General features: G+C 72.3%; 14 protein-coding genes. 2 read left to right on the top strand and 12 right to left on the bottom strand.

The features are described from left to right. Positions 1-2 precede the first annotated feature (2 nt). A complete protein-coding gene (locus tag D8Y23_RS08780) occupies positions 3-1,403 on the top strand; it encodes a L,D-transpeptidase family protein (protein ID WP_128217778.1) in 1,401 nt (466 codons plus the stop codon). A gap of 371 nt (positions 1,404-1,774) precedes the next feature. On the opposite strand, the gene D8Y23_RS08775 is transcribed toward D8Y23_RS08780, so the two are convergent. Continuing rightward, positions 1,775-3,994 carry an NADP-dependent isocitrate dehydrogenase gene (locus tag D8Y23_RS08775; RefSeq protein ID WP_128217777.1) on the bottom strand — a complete coding sequence of 740 codons (2,220 nt, stop codon included), beginning with the start codon at positions 3,992-3,994 and terminating at the stop codon, positions 1,775-1,777. Positions 3,995-4,233: 239 nt separating this feature from the next. On the opposite strand from D8Y23_RS08775, the gene D8Y23_RS08770 reads away from it, so the two are divergent. Beyond that, complete coding sequence (locus tag D8Y23_RS08770) at positions 4,234-4,686, top strand: GNAT family N-acetyltransferase (RefSeq protein ID WP_128217776.1); 453 nt, start codon at positions 4,234-4,236, stop codon at positions 4,684-4,686. 43 nt (positions 4,687-4,729) lie between these two features. Here the strand turns inward: D8Y23_RS08770 and D8Y23_RS08765 are convergent, their stop codons facing one another. The 11 genes from D8Y23_RS08765 to mpaB form a co-directional block, all read right to left on the bottom strand. Next, a complete protein-coding gene (locus D8Y23_RS08765; RefSeq protein ID WP_128217775.1) occupies positions 4,730-5,491 on the bottom strand; it encodes a hypothetical protein in 762 nt (253 codons plus the stop codon). After that, the gene (locus D8Y23_RS08760; RefSeq protein WP_128217774.1) at positions 5,488-6,216 is read right to left on the bottom strand and encodes an ABC transporter permease; all 729 of its coding nucleotides are present in this window, start codon (positions 6,214-6,216) and stop codon (positions 5,488-5,490) included. Before D8Y23_RS08760 ends, D8Y23_RS08765 begins: the two co-directional genes overlap by 4 nt. Next, on the bottom strand, positions 6,213-6,929 hold the full coding sequence (locus tag D8Y23_RS08755) for an ABC transporter ATP-binding protein (protein ID WP_128217773.1): 717 nt from the start codon (positions 6,927-6,929) through the stop codon (positions 6,213-6,215). The genes D8Y23_RS08760 and D8Y23_RS08755 overlap by 4 nt, the downstream gene beginning before the upstream one ends. After that, entirely contained in the window at positions 6,926-8,608 is a 1,683-nt protein-coding gene (gene mpaP, locus D8Y23_RS08750; RefSeq protein ID WP_128217772.1) for a daptide biosynthesis intramembrane metalloprotease, read from the bottom strand. Before mpaP ends, D8Y23_RS08755 begins: the two co-directional genes overlap by 4 nt. Next, a complete protein-coding gene (mpaM, locus tag D8Y23_RS08745) occupies positions 8,598-9,401 on the bottom strand; it encodes a daptide-type RiPP biosynthesis methyltransferase (protein ID WP_128217771.1) in 804 nt (267 codons plus the stop codon). Before mpaM ends, mpaP begins: the two co-directional genes overlap by 11 nt. A gap of 106 nt (positions 9,402-9,507) precedes the next feature. Then, the gene (mpaA3, locus tag D8Y23_RS17215; RefSeq protein WP_275087504.1) at positions 9,508-9,630 is read right to left on the bottom strand and encodes an MpaA3 family daptide-type RiPP; all 123 of its coding nucleotides are present in this window, start codon (positions 9,628-9,630) and stop codon (positions 9,508-9,510) included. Positions 9,631-9,684: 54 nt separating this feature from the next. Next, complete coding sequence (mpaA2, locus tag D8Y23_RS17210; protein ID WP_260027083.1) at positions 9,685-9,807, bottom strand: MpaA2 family daptide-type RiPP; 123 nt, start codon at positions 9,805-9,807, stop codon at positions 9,685-9,687. 39 nt (positions 9,808-9,846) lie between these two features. After that, positions 9,847-9,984: an MpaA1 family daptide-type RiPP gene (gene mpaA1 / locus D8Y23_RS16785; RefSeq protein ID WP_164878183.1), complete on the bottom strand. Its 138-nt coding sequence runs from the start codon at positions 9,982-9,984 to the stop codon at positions 9,847-9,849. After that, positions 9,981-11,192: an iron-containing alcohol dehydrogenase gene (locus D8Y23_RS08740; RefSeq protein WP_128217770.1), complete on the bottom strand. Its 1,212-nt coding sequence runs from the start codon at positions 11,190-11,192 to the stop codon at positions 9,981-9,983. The genes mpaA1 and D8Y23_RS08740 overlap by 4 nt, the downstream gene beginning before the upstream one ends. Then, positions 11,189-12,439: a daptide-type RiPP biosynthesis aminotransferase gene (mpaD, locus tag D8Y23_RS08735; protein ID WP_128217769.1), complete on the bottom strand. Its 1,251-nt coding sequence runs from the start codon at positions 12,437-12,439 to the stop codon at positions 11,189-11,191. Before mpaD ends, D8Y23_RS08740 begins: the two co-directional genes overlap by 4 nt. Then, positions 12,436-13,542 carry a daptide biosynthesis RiPP recognition protein gene (mpaB, locus tag D8Y23_RS08730; RefSeq protein WP_128217768.1) on the bottom strand — a complete coding sequence of 369 codons (1,107 nt, stop codon included), beginning with the start codon at positions 13,540-13,542 and terminating at the stop codon, positions 12,436-12,438. Before mpaB ends, mpaD begins: the two co-directional genes overlap by 4 nt. Positions 13,543-13,758 lie beyond the last annotated feature (216 nt).

Below are 13,758 nucleotides of genomic sequence, written 5' to 3'. Positions count from 1 at the left end.
CTATGACCGACGGCGCGAACGGCACCGACGCAACGACGTACGCGTGGGCTCCGAGCGAGCCCGCCAAGCGGAAGAACCGCTCCGGCCTGTGGATCGGAATCCCCGCCGGGGCGACGGCCGTCGCCCTCATCGCTGCCTCGCTGGTGCTCATCGCCCCCGGTGCCTCGGTGGCCGGCGTGCAGATCGGCGGTCTCACCGCCGGAGCGGCCGCGCAGGCCATCTCGGCTCGCCTCGCGAGCACGGAGGTGACCGTCGAGAGCCCGGCCGGCGACGTGACCGTCACGGGTGCCGACCTCGGCGCCAGCGTCGACGCCACCGCGATCGCCGAGAAGGCCTTCGCCGACAACCCCATGTGGAAGCCGGCGTCGTGGTTCCCCACCGGCACCGGGGTCGAGATCCAGGTCGACCCCGCTGCGGCCGCCGCTGTGCTCCGCGAGCGCGCTCCCGGCAGCTACCGCGCCCCGGTCGACGCCACCGTCGCGTTCGACAGCGGTGCGCAGTCCTACGTTGCGACCCCGGCCGAACCGGGCGAGGGCCTCGACGTTTCCACCGTCACCGCCGCTCTCCAATCCGCGTTCGACGCGGGCACCGCGCAGACGACCGCGCAGGCCGGTGTCGTCCCGGTCGACGCGTTGGTAAGCACCGAAGAGGCCGACGCCGCCGTCGCCACCCTGAACGGCATCCTCGATTCCGCGGGCTTCTACATCGGTGACGAGCGCACCGTCGCGGTCGACCGCGCGACCGCCGCGTCATGGCTGACGGTCACGTCCGACGGTGAGGGCGCCTTCGCGATCACGGCCGACCAGGCCGGCATCCAGACGGCGGTCGATGGTCTCGCCGGCGCGGTCGATCGCGGGGCGGTCAACGCCGACGTGATCGTCGACACCGGTGGCGCGGTCATCCACACCATCACCGAGGGCCAGACCGGCCGCACGCTCGGCGACACCTCGGGGATCGCCGCCGCCTTCGCCGCGCAGCTGGCCGAGGGCAACGGCCGCTACGCGCTGGCGGTCACCGAGGCACCGTTCGAGACGACGAAGACCGAGCGCAACATCGACGTCAACCTGAGCAACCAGACCGTCACGCTGTACCAGAACGGTCAGGTGTACCAGCACTGGTCGATGTCCTCGGGCAAGAGCGGCTGGGAGACCCACACCGGCAACTTCCGCATCGGCTGGAAGACCGCGATGCAGGACATGGGCTGTGTCCCCGGCTACGACTGGTGCACCAAGGACGTGCCCTGGGTCGCCTACTTCAACGGCGACGAGGGGTTCCACGGCACGTACTGGCACAGCAACTTCGGGACGCCGATGAGCCACGGGTGCATCAACCTGACGATCGCCAACGCCAAGCTGCTGTATGACTGGGCCTACCGCGGCACCGAGGTGTCGGTCCACTACTGAGCCACCGTCGACAGGGGTCGGATGCCATGGCATCCGGCCCCTTCGTCGTTCTTTGGCCGTCGGGGTGCTGTGGCCGCCGCGCGGGCGTGGCCGCGACATCTGCCGGAGTTGTGCCGGGCAGGAGCCGCCCGAGGACACAACGAAGGAGAATCGGCCCGCCGGAGACCCCGACCGCCGGAACGGCGGCAACCGCCCCGCAGAACTCCTGCGTTGTGTACCGCAGCGGCAGCCGGCCGTGCGCGGCCGCGACATCTGCCGGAGTTGTGCCGAGAGGGAGCGGCGACAGGGCGAGCGGAATCTGCCGACCTCCGCCCGGCAGGAACAGAAGAGGGGTGGATGCCACTGGCATCCACCCCTCTTCTGTCAGTCGATCAGCGCAGGGCGTCGATGATCCCGTTCAGCGTCGCCGAGGGGCGCATGACCTTCTCGACCAGCGCGGTGTCGGGGCGGTAGTAGCCGCCGATCTCCGCGGGCTGACCCTGCACGGCGAGGAGCTCCTCGACGATCGCGTCCTCGTTCGAGGCGAGGGCCTCGGCCACCGGCGCGAAGACCGCGGCGAGGTCGGCATCCGCCGTCTGCGTCGCCAGCTCCTGTGCCCAGTACAGGGCGAGGTAGAAGTGGCTGCCGCGGTTGTCGATCGTGCCGAGTGCACGTCCCGGCGACTTGTCGTTCTCGAGGAACGAGCCGGTCGCGGCGTCCAGCGTGTCGGCGAGCACCTGCGCGCGGGCGTTGCCGGTGAAGCCGGCGTAGTGCTCGAGCGAGGCGGCGAGGGCGAAGAACTCCCCCAGCGAGTCCCAGCGCAGGTAGTTCTCTTCGACGAGCTGCTGGACGTGCTTCGGAGCCGATCCGCCGGCGCCGGTCTCGAACAGACCACCGCCCGCGAGCAGCGGCACGATCGAGAGCATCTTGGCGCTCGTGCCGACCTCGAGGATGGGGAAGAGGTCGGTGAGGTAGTCGCGCAGCACGTTGCCGGTGACCGAGATCGTGTCGAGGCCGTGACGCAGACGCGCGAGCGTGTATCGCGTGGCTTCGGCGGGCGGCAGGATCAGGAGCTCGAGGCCCTGGGTGTCGATCGTCGCGAGCGCCTGGTAGACCTTCGCGATGATCTGGGCGTCGTGGGCGCGGTTCACGTCGAGCCAGAAGACGGCCGGGACGTTCGTGGCGCGGGCGCGGCGAACGGCGAGGTTCACCCAGTCGACGACCGCGACGTACTTCGTTTGGGTCGCGCGCCAGATATCGCCGGGCTGCACGTCGTGCTCGATGACGACGTTGCCGTCGCCGTCGACGACCTCGACGCGACCGGCCGCGTCGATCTCGAACGTCTTGTCGTGGCTGCCGTACTCCTCGGCGGCCTGCGCCATGAGGCCCACGTTCGGGACGGTGCCGATCGTGGCCGGGTTGAGCGGACCGTTGGCAATCACGTCGTCGATCACGGCCTGGTACACACCGGCGTACGACGAGTCGGGGATGACGGCGAGCGTGTCGGCCTCTCCCCCGTCGGCGCCCCAGAGCTTGCCGCCGTTGCGGATGAGCGCGGGCATCGAGGCATCCACGATGACGTCGGAGGGGACGTGGAGGTTCGTGATGCCCTTGTCGGAGTTGACGTACGACAGGCGCGCGGCGTCGTCGACGGCCTTTTCGAACGCCGCGGCGATCTCGGCGCCGCCGTCGACCGAACCGAGACCCGACAGGATGCCGCCGAGCCCGTTGTTCGGGTTCAGGCCCGCCGCCGCGATCTTCTCGCCGTACTGCGCGAACACGTCGGCGAAGTACGCCTTCACGACGTGACCGAAGATGATCGGGTCGCTGACCTTCATCATCGTGGCCTTGAGGTGCACAGAGAAGAGCACGTCGTCGGCCTGGGCCTGGGCGACGGTCTCTGCGAGGAACGTGTCGAGGGCCGCGGCCGAGAGGAACGTGGCATCCACGATCTCGCGCGGGAGGACCTTGAGGTTGTCTTTCAGGACGGTCACCGTGCCGTCTTCCGCCGTGTGACGGATGGTGAGCACGTCGTCGTGCGCGGCGACCCACGACTTCTCGTTGCTCTTGAAGTCGTCGTGACCCATCGTCGCGACGCGGGTCTTCGAGCCCTCGACGAACGGCTTGTTACGGTGCGGGTGCTTCTTCGCGTAGTTCTTCACCGCGAGCGGGGCACGGCGGTCGCTGTTGCCCTCGCGGAGCACCGGGTTGACGGCCGAGCCCTTGATGCGGTCGTACCGCGCCCGCACGTCCTTGTCTTCGACGCTCGTCGCGTCATCGGGGTAGTCGGGGATGTCGTATCCCTGCGACTGCAGCTCGGCGATCGCGGCCTTGAGCTGGGGAATGGATGCGGAGATGTTGGGCAGCTTGATGATGTTCGCCTCGGGGAGCGTGGCGAGACCGCCCAGTTCGGCGAGTGCGTCGCCGACGTGCTGCTCGGGGGTGAGGCGCTGCGGGAAGGCGGCGAGGATGCGGCCGGCGAGCGAGATGTCGCGGGTCTCGACATCGATGCCCGCCTGCGTCGTGACGGCCTGCACGATGGGCAGGAACGACGCCGTAGCAAGCGCCGGCGCCTCGTCGGTGTACGTGTAGATGATGGTGGAATCGGGCACGTTGAATCTCTCCGTAGAGGCGGCCAGGGTTGCGCTTCAGCCTATCGCACGGCCACAAAGTCTCTTGATGTCGAGATAGTTGGGGGCTCTCCTGCCCGAGAAAAGCGATTCGCGCCGGGAAACGGCGCGGCACCGCGTTTCTCGCCGTGCATTGCGTTTCTCGGGACGGGAGCGGGTGGATGCCGGGGCGATGGCATCCGAAATGTTGCGCGGATCGGCGGGGCGGATAGCCTGGGCGCATGGCCGACCTTCGTCTCGTCGAACTCTCCGCCTCCACGATCGTGGCGGTGAACAACCTGTCGCTGAAGCCCGGGCAGGAGCAGTTCCTCGCCCCGGTGAGTTACGGCATCGCCGCCACGGTGATGGATCCGCAGACGTCGTGGCAGCGGGTCGTGCTGGACGGTGACGAGGTCGTGGGCTTCGTGAGCGCGAACTTCGACCCCGAAGCGCACGAGGAGCACTTCCGCTCGGTGCTGTGGCGCATCAACGTCGACGCCGACGACCAGGGCCGCGGCGTCGGCCGTTTCGCACTCGGTGAGCTCTTGGAGGAAGCACGTCGCCGGGGCATGAACCACGTCGACGTCATCTACGAACCCGGTGTCGGTGGGCCCGAGGCGTTCTTCCTCCGCGCGGGCTTCGAACCCGTCGGCGAGACGGAGTACGGCGAGACCGTCGCCCGCGTTCGCGTCTGACGCCCGGCGTCCGCCCGCCGCGGTCGGGGGGGCTGGATGCCGGTCAGCCCAGGTCGCGGTGGAGGAACGACCACCCACCCGCGGCCAGGATGGCGACGACCCACGCCCCCGCGACCGCCGGAGCGATGCCGGCCGCGGGGCCGACGCCACCGTCGAGGCCGAGCGCTCCCAGGTCGAGCCCCGCGGCACTGAGCAGCGCCGGGAGCGGAAGCCAGCCGACGACGTCGGGCCAGAGTGGCGCCGCGAGAAGCGCTCCACTCAACGACAGCGGGGCCACGAAGAGCGACGGCAAGTGCGCCTGGACGAGCAGGCCCACGCCGAGGCCCCACAGCGCGGCCACGGCACCGACGGCGAGCGCAGCCGCGACCGTGACGGCATCCAGTCCGACGCCGCCGAGGGTCGGGGCGAGGGCGAGACGCCCGCCGATGACCGACGCCGCGGCCACGAGCACCCCGCCGAGAGCGGTGAAGGGCAGCCGCGCGACGAGGGCCCAGGGCCGCGGCTGCGCGGTCGACCGCTGCGCCACCACGCCGGCCCGGCGGTCGACGGTGTAACGGAACGAACCGTAGATCGCGGCGAGGACGGCAGCGTACACGGCGAGCACCGTCGCAAGAGGCGCCGCGACGAGCGCCTTCACGTCGTCGGGCGCGGCCGCGATGTCGGCGGGGACGTTGGCCGCGATGGACGCCGACAGCAGGAGCGCTCCGGCGCACACCCCCGCGAGGGGAACGTCGCCGACGGCACTGACGGCCTGTGCGGCGAGCGCGCGCCGGATGCCGGTGAGGAGCGGAACCACGGCGCTCACGCGAACCGTCGCCGACCGACGACCCAGCCGCCCGCCACGAGGAGAAGCGTCCAGGCGACCGCGACCGCGACCGCGGGGCCGGGCTCGAGCAGCCCGGGGTGGTTCTGCGGCGATGCCAGGGCTGCGAGGGAGAGGCCGGGGAGGAAGCGCGCGACGTCGGGCGCGGTTCCGAGCAGCGCGAGCTCGAGGGCGATGGGCCCGGCGAGCACGATGGCGGCAGTGGCGTAGTAGTTGCCGACGATCCACCCGATCGACGCCCCCATGACGGCACCGAGCACCGCTCCGGGGAGAGCCCCGAGCACGACCCGGACGACGTCGGCGGTCGCGGCGAGCGTCAGCCCGTTCACCCCGAGCACGATCGCCGCGACCACGCACCACGCGGCGGCGACGCCGACCGTGAGGGCGAGTCCGACGAGCACCGCGGCGATCTGCTTGCCGACGAAGACACGGCGGAAGCCGCTGTGCACGACCGTTCGTCCCGCCGAGACGTAGTAGAACTCGCGGGTGACCCCGAACGACCCCGCGAACGCGGCGGCGACGAACGACCACGCCAACGGCGCGAACGTCAGCGCCGCCGCGGTGTCGGCATCAAGGGATGTCATCCGTCCGAGGGTGTCGTCGCTCGTGAGGACGATCACGGGGATGAATGCCGCGAGCAGCAGCACGGCGAGCGTGTTGGCGCCGCTGTGCGCGCGGAGAACCTCGGCACGGATCACGCCGATCACGCGCGGCTCCCCTCGACGAGTTCGAAGTACCGGTCCTCGAGCGAGACGCCGTCGCCGCGCACCAACCCGCCGAGCGGCCCGGCGTAGAGCACGCGCCGGTTCAGGATGACGAGGTCGTCGGCGGTGTGCTCGAGTTCTGCGAGCTGGTGGCTCGAGACGAGCACGGAGCCACCGGCATCCGCGAACGCGCGAAGGTAGCGGCGGAGCCACCGGATGCCATCGGGGTCGAGGCCGTTCGCGGGTTCGTCGAGCACGAGCGTGCGGGGCGAGCCGATGAGCGCGGTCGCGAGTCCGAGCCGCTGCACCATTCCCGTCGAAAAGGTCTTGACCCGCCGCCGTGCGTCGGCGACGAGACCGACCTCGTGGAGGACCTCGTCGATCCGCGCCCGCGGGGCACCGACGGCGAGGCGGACGATCTCGAGATGTCGGCGCGCGCTGATGCCGAGCTCGAAGCCGAAACCGTCCATCTGCACGCCGATGTGCGCGGACGGATGCGAGAGCCGCGCGAACGGCATCCCGTCGATCAGCGCCTCGCCGTCGGTCGGCGCGGCGAGTCCGACGATCGTCTTCAGCGTCGTGGACTTGCCCGCCCCGTTGGGTCCGAGGAGACCCACGACACGGCCGCGCTGGACCACGAACGAGACGTCGTCGACCACCGTGCGGGAGCCGTAGGTCTTGGTGAGGTGACGCACCTCGAGGGCGTGGTCGGTCATCGGTCTTCTTTCGAGTCGGGGGGCGGAGGGAGGAGGGATGCCACGAGCAGCGAGGCGGGTACCGCGACGTGCGTCGCCCAGACCGCCTCCAGGAGCGATCTGGTGCCGAGGTGGATGCCGGCTCTCCCCGCGGACGGCAGCGTGGTTGCGGCGGGGACGTCGACTCGTCCGACGACGAGCGCGTCGATCGCGACGTCGTCGAGCGCCACCGGCGAGAACGCCGTCAGCGGCACGGTGGCCTCCCGCAACGACGTGGCGCGAGTGCGGCCCGCGACGAGGTGCGCATCGGCGAGAATCCCGCTGGAGGAGAGGTCGACGGAACGACCTCCCGCGATCGCGACCGCGCCCTCGCCGGTCGCGCCCGCGGGCACGACGAGGGTCACGCCGTCGTCCGTCGTCGCGTAGCCCATCGTGCGGACGTCGTCGACCGGGACCAGGGCGGCCAGCGCCACCGACGCCCCGAGCAGTGCTCCGCTCAGCGCGAGGAAACGAAGACGTCCGCGCCCCAGGCGCCAGCAGCGCGCCACCCACCGCGCCACTCCCGCGCCGACCGCGATCACCACAACGGCCTGAAGCGCGAGCACGAGGAACGCGCCGACGGGTCCCGTTCCGACCAGCGCGCGGATGGCGCGTTCGACGGCGAGCCAGACGATCACGGTCGGCACGACGACGCTCAGGATGCCGAACGGCACGCTCCACCACCGGTCGAGCGCCCGCGCCGACCGCTCGCCGCCGAAGAGAAGGCCGCGGAGGCCCTCCGCGGCGTCCGCCATCGTCCGTGCACGAAGGTTCGGTTCGTCGAGCGCGCTCATGAGGGCGATGTAGCCGTCGAAGCGCACGAAGGGCACGAGGTTCACCGCGACGACCGTGGCGCACGCGCACGCCAGGACGAGGAGCGTGCGGCGGAGATCGGCGTCCGTCACGACGAGCGCGGCGAGCGCCGCGGCACCGGCGAGGACGGCGTGCACCGCGGGCCCGGCCAGAGCGACCGCGACGCGGGCCGTGCGCGAAGGCAGCCGCCAGGCATCGGTCACGTCGACGAAGAACGCCGGACCCAGGTAGAGCAGCATGAACCCGGCACGCCGCGGCCGCGCGCCCCCGTGGGTGAGCGTGACGCCGTGGGCGGCTTCGTGCGCCACCGTCGCGCACACGAGCACGACGGCGATGAGGAGGAGGTCGTCCAGGGGCAGCGGCGATGTCAACGCCTCCGCCGCCATCGGCGCTTGCGCAACGAGGGCGACGACACCGGCGAGCACGAGGACCGCCAGGGGCCAGAGGAGTGCACGGCGCAGGACGGGCCGCAGCACCCGGTGCAGGCGCGCGAACAGGACCGGGGCGCGGAGCGTCGCGAACTGCACCGTCAGGGGCGGTCGGTACGTCAGGCGCCCCGCGGTCCGACGCTCGGCGCCGCGCAGGAGCCCGGCGCGGCGGAACCTATCGACCAGCGCGCCGAACGCCTCGGGCGTCTGGTCCGGCGCGAAGCGGCGTCGCAGGTCGTCGAGGGTCGCGACGCCGTCCATCGCGCGCAGTGCCGCCGCGACCGCGTCCGAGGCGCGCGAGACGGGGACGCCGTCGACGCTGACGAGCCAGGACGCCCCGTCGGCGCTCCGTTCGAAGCCCACGGTGTCGGCGAGGCGGGGCACCGCGGGGTCGACGGGGGTGAGGAGGTCACGCGTCATCGCGGGCCTCCGTGTCGGGTCGCGCGTGCAGCAGGACCATGCCCTCGCCCGGGGCGACCCCGCTCGACCGGACGGGGAGGACGTCGGGCGGGAGGAATCCGGCGTCTCGCAGCTCGTCCGCCACCGTGGCCTCGTCGACGAGCTGCAGGCGCGTGGTCAGCACGCGCGCGGGACCGGGCGCGGGCGGCAACGGCAGTGGCATCCAGTTCACGATCCGGTGCGCCGCCTCGACCTGCTGGGACTGCAGGTACACGGTCGGACCGACCGTGATCTCGCGGTCGGTCGAGGCGCGGAGCGAGACGGACGCGGCGGTCCCGGCGATCGACAGGAGGAAGGACCCGCCGGCGCCGAGGTGCCGACGCACCGCGGTGAACAGCCGCCGGCGGTCGGGCCGCTCGAGGAGCGTGATCGACGTCGCGCCCAGCACGATGAGATCGAACGATCGGCCGAGATCGAGGTCGCACATGTCGCCGATGACGAGCTCGCAGGATACAGCGATCGGCAGCGCCGCCCGCAGCCGCGCGAGCATGTCGGGCGAGAGGTCGAGCGCCGTCACTTCCTTGCCGGCGCGCAGCAGCGGGAGGGTGAGGCGTCCACTCCCGGCGGCCAGATCCAGCACCGCGGGACCGCGGCGACGCGCGACCTCGAGCACCTCGCGTATTTCCGAACGGTCCGGGCCGACCAGGTCGTCGTAGAAGCGGGCGCCGTCGCCGACGTAGACGTCGCAGGGCGCGGCCACGCACCCGGCATCGGCCAGGCGACGGCGCACGGAGTCGGTGAGCGGGGCGGTCATGCGTCCTCTCTCGGGGCGGGGGCGGGGGCGGGGCGGAGCGGGGGCGGGCGGGGCGGATGGGTGTCGAGGGGGACGCGTGCGTGCGACGCCTCCCCCTCGACAGCGGTCAGGTCGCGATGGCGACCGTCGCGGCGGCGATGGCGATGATGTAGCTGGCGTGCTCCCACCACTCCATCGGCGCGTCGAGCTCGTCGAGCTCGTCGAAACGCAGAGCCAGATCGTTGGACATGAATCACCTCCTCGGGCACGGGCGGGGACGGATGCCGGGACCCCGGCGATCCGCTCAGGTGGCGGACAGGGCGAGGAATCCGAGGGCCACCCCGTAGCTGAAGCCGCGGAACCAGTCCCATCCGTCGTCGGGCGCGTCCATCGAGTCGAGCTCGACGAACTCCAGCGTGGAAGTCATGCGTGTGTCACCTCCTCCGGTGATCTCGAGGCGCGGGGATCAGGTCGCGATCGCGACACCCATGCCGACGACGGCGAGTCCGGCGAGCACGCCCTTGTAGAAGCTCTCCCAGCTCGGGGTGTCGAGGGCGTCGAGCTCTTCGAATCGCAGCTGCGGGGTGATCGAGAGAGACGTCATGTGTTGTCACCTCCCCTCCGTGGTCTCGGGTGTTCCCGGGGCGGGGGGTCCGGCGCTCCGGTGCGGGCATCGGAATCCCATCGCGCCTGAGCGAGGACGCCGCGAATGTCCGCCGACGTCAGTCCCGCCAGCGCTGGCCCCCGCCCGCCCCACCACCGCTCTGCCCGGGCGGCCATGGCCGCCCGGGCCTCCGCGTCGGGTCGCGGAGCGAGCGGGAGCCCCCACCGCGCGACGAGGGCGTCGATCCCGGCCGCCGGAGCGTGCGGGAGCCGCGCGTCGCGGACCGCCTCGCGCCAGAACGCCTCCAACGGCGGGAACGAGCCCCAGCGGGAATCGCCGTCCTCGATGCGCTGCCACACACGGGAGACGACCGAAGCCGTCGCCCGCATCTTCGTCGTTCGGGCGACGAAGGAGACCTCGTTCGCGAGGTACCAGTGGCGGGGACTGAAGGGCGCACGTCCGCGCAGTGCGGCGCTGCGCTGCGTGGCGGCGCTGCAGCGGGCGATGCGCAGCCGCGCCGCGTGATCCAGGTCGCCGTCGCCGAGGGCGAGAAGGGCCTGGGCGAGTGCGACGGCGTGGGCGTGCGCGCGGGGGTGAGCGCGCGGGGCGGTGCTCGCACCCGCGAGGCGGAGCAGCGCTTCGAGACACCCCGACCGCACGTCGGTGGCATCCAGAGTCGCGTAGTGGACCGCGTCGAGGACGGCGTGACGGGGGCGCACGGCGTCCCCGACGAACAGCCGGTACCCGTGCGGGGTCCGGACGACCGCGACGGCGTTCGCTTCCGCGGACGTGCCCACCGTGGTCGGGACCGCGATCACCTCCGGCGCCGCGGCGACCGGCGCGGGCAGGGTCACGACCGGAACGCTTCGTGCACGCTCGAGCGCCCACGACAACGATGCGGGCGATGCGACGCCGATCGCGGCGACGGTGACCGCATCGAGCACCGTTCCCCCGCCCAGCGCCACGATCACCCGCGTCCGCGCTGCGCGCAGCCGATCCGCGAGGGCCTCGACGGCCGCGGCATCCATCGATCCGGGATCGATCGGGACGACGTCGGCCGGATGCCCCAGCCCCTCGGCGAGGGGCGCGAACCGGTCGTCGACCACGACCGCCGTCCGGCGGCCAGCCGTCAGGCGGGCGCACGCGGCGCGGGTGATGGACGTTCCGGCCACGATGCTCGAGCGCCGTCGGCGCACCACGGCACTCACGAGGCGTCCTCCGCCATCCGGGCGAGGCCGGCGCGGATCGCCATGTCGAGCTCGACCATCTCGGTGTCGCCGTAGCCGTAGGCGGGGATCAGCTGGATGCCATCCACCCCCGGATGCACGATCGCTCCGGCGGCGGCGATCGCGGCGACGGCCGCGGGGACGCGCTCAGCGGGCAATCGTGCTCCCGTCGACGGATCGGTGAGGGCGACGGCGAGGAACGCGCCGCGCCCGCGCACCTCGACGGCGCGTCCGTCGTGGACCAGTCTCTCGGCGAGCGCGCGCGTCCCCGTGCCCACGCGGGCGGCGCCGGCGAGCGCGTCGTGCCGCTCGAAGGCGTCGACGACCTCGAGGATCGCCGCGGCCACCGCCGGGGTGCCCGCCTGCGTCTCGCCATGCACGAAGGTCGTGCCGCGGTCGGCGAAGAGCGCCGCGACGCGGGTTCCCACGAGGATCGCCGCCGCGCCGAGTGCGCCGTTCGTCAGAGCCTTGGACAGCACCAGCACGTCGGGGCTGCGCGACCACTCCCCCGATGCGAACAGCGGCCCCGTACGACCGAAGCCCGTGGCCACCTCGTCGGCCACGACCAGGAATCCGTGCTCGTCACGGAGGTCGAGAAGCGCCTCGACGAACACGGACGAGACCGGGTGCGCCCCACTTCCGAGCACGGGTTCGACGACCACCGCCGCCACCCGGGAACCTTCGCGCCGGAGGAGCGCGACGAGCTCCGCCGGGTCGTCGGCGTCGACGTGTCGCACCGCGCGACGGTCGAGGGCGTAGGACCCCTGCGCGAGGGCGTCGCCGCTCAGGGCGTGACTGCCGTACATCGTGCCGTGGTAGCTGCCACGGAGGCCGACGACGATCGAGCGCGCGGGCTCGCCCCGTTCGACGGCGTATTGCCGGGAGAGTTTCATCACGGCGTCGGTGGCGGCGCCGCCGGACGTCGAGAAGATGACGCGACGGTAGGAGTCGACACCGGCCAGGTCGAGCAAGGCTGCGGCCGCCTCCTGCGCGGGGCGATGCACGCCCCGGAAGAGCGTGAGGTAGGACGCGTCGCGCAGCGCCGCCGCCACGGCCCCGGCGACGCCCGGGTGGCCGTATCCGAGCGGGACGTTCCAGAGTCCGCTCGTCGCGCAGAGCCGCTCCGAACCGTCGGCGAACCGCACGCGGTGCCCGTGCGCCGACACCGCGATCCGGTCGGCACCGTACGGGGTGTCGACGGGCGCGAGCGCCGGCCAGACCGGGCTCACTCGCCTCCCCCGACGACGGCGGCGGCGTCCCTCTTCCCGCCACCCGGCCGCGCGGCCTCCGTCGTCCGGGCATCCGCGGCGATGACGTTCCCGGCATCCGCCTTCGCACTCGCGGGAAGGCCCGTTCGGACTCCGAGCACGTCGGTCGCCTCCGCGCACAGTCGACGCGCGTCGGCGAGCGACAGACGCTGGGCCCGTGCCAAGCGCGCCGCGGCACGAGACGAATCGCTCGAGGACTGCAGAGTCGACACGACGGTCACGGTCGCGTCGGCCAGCCGCTGTCGCCGTCGGGTGCCGAGGTCGATGAGGAGCACGCCGCCGGTCGTCCGCACGAGGAACGGGTCGTCGACCCGTACCGCCGCATCGCCCTCGGGAGCGCTCGGGGCGGTCCAGCCGAACCCGTCGATCTCCCCCGCGTCATCCCCGAGCGAGGCCGCGAGCGAGGCTGCCCCGAGGAAGCGTCCGAGCCACGGACGCGTGACCAGCCCTCGTGCCAGCTCGTCGGGATCGACGATGCCGGCCAGCGCCGTCCAGCGCGGACGCGGTGTCGCGAACACGGCCCCGACGTCGGCGGCCCCGCCGACCGCCGCACCTTGCGCACCCGCCGTGACCCGCCCGTCGGCGTGAAGGTGCAGTGCCCGGGGCGGGGCCACGTCGAACGGAGCGCGCAGCACGTCGGCGTCGGCGAGCCGGAGGCGGGTGTCCGTCAACGGAGCGGTGAATACTCCCGACTCGCGCGCGAGATCGGCGTCGGCGAGGAAGCCGCGCCACCCATCCGCGTCGAGGAACCGCATCGCCGTCGGGCCGAGGAGTTCGACGTAGGCGGCCGCGGCGTAGTGCTGCAGCTCGACGGCGTGACCGGCGACGTGCAGCACGTCGCCGACGTCGTCGAACGCACCGTCGTAGCGGATGACGCGGGCGACGGTCTCGACCGGGACGCCCACCGGTGCGAACAGGACGTCGTCGGCTCCCAGCGCCGCCGCGGCCGGGTCGAGCGAGGCTCCGCGGGCACCGAACAGCGCCCGGCGGAACGAGACATGTCGCCCCGTGAGCCACTCCACCACGGTCCGCGCATCGCGCGCGTCGACTGCCCCTTCGGTCACCGATGCCCCCTCGCCACTGCTCCGCGCACTTCCGGAGCGCGGAATCCCCCCGCTGAAGCGGAGCGATGAGAGCAAAGGTATACATGCGCACGTGGCGTCGCGAGAGTCGCGAGCCCGAATCACCCGGTCCCCGTCGAGCGATCACCACCGCGTGCGGTCCGTGGCACTTTCGGCAGCAGAAGAGGAGGGATGCCACGACCCCGAGGCCGTGGCATC

Origin of the sequence: Microbacterium enclense (genome assembly GCF_004022425.1) — a bacterium.
In the GTDB taxonomy this organism is placed as follows: Bacteria; Actinomycetota; Actinomycetes; order Actinomycetales; family Microbacteriaceae; genus Microbacterium; species Microbacterium enclense_A.
The sequence above is the reverse complement of the archived record's forward strand: the minus strand, read 5'-3'. Positions and strand labels throughout refer to the sequence as shown.

Bases quoted from the DNA above. Each gene is read 5' to 3' on its own strand.
- D8Y23_RS08780 (WP_128217778.1), top strand. From the start codon at position 3: ATGACCGACGGCGCGAACGGCACCGACGCAACGACGTACGCGTGGGCT.
- D8Y23_RS08770 (WP_128217776.1), top strand. From the start codon at position 4,234: ATGGCCGACCTTCGTCTCGTCGAACTCTCCGCCTCCACGATCGTGGCG.
- D8Y23_RS08755 (WP_128217773.1), bottom strand. From the start codon at position 6,929: ATGACCGACCACGCCCTCGAGGTGCGTCACCTCACCAAGACCTACGGC.
- mpaP (WP_128217772.1), bottom strand. From the start codon at position 8,608: ATGACGCGTGACCTCCTCACCCCCGTCGACCCCGCGGTGCCCCGCCTC.
- mpaM (WP_128217771.1), bottom strand. From the start codon at position 9,401: ATGACCGCCCCGCTCACCGACTCCGTGCGCCGTCGCCTGGCCGATGCC.
- mpaA3 (WP_275087504.1), bottom strand. From the start codon at position 9,630: ATGTCCAACGATCTGGCTCTGCGTTTCGACGAGCTCGACGAGCTCGAC.
- mpaA2 (WP_260027083.1), bottom strand. From the start codon at position 9,807: ATGACTTCCACGCTGGAGTTCGTCGAGCTCGACTCGATGGACGCGCCC.
- mpaA1 (WP_164878183.1), bottom strand. From the start codon at position 9,984: ATGACGTCTCTCTCGATCACCCCGCAGCTGCGATTCGAAGAGCTCGAC.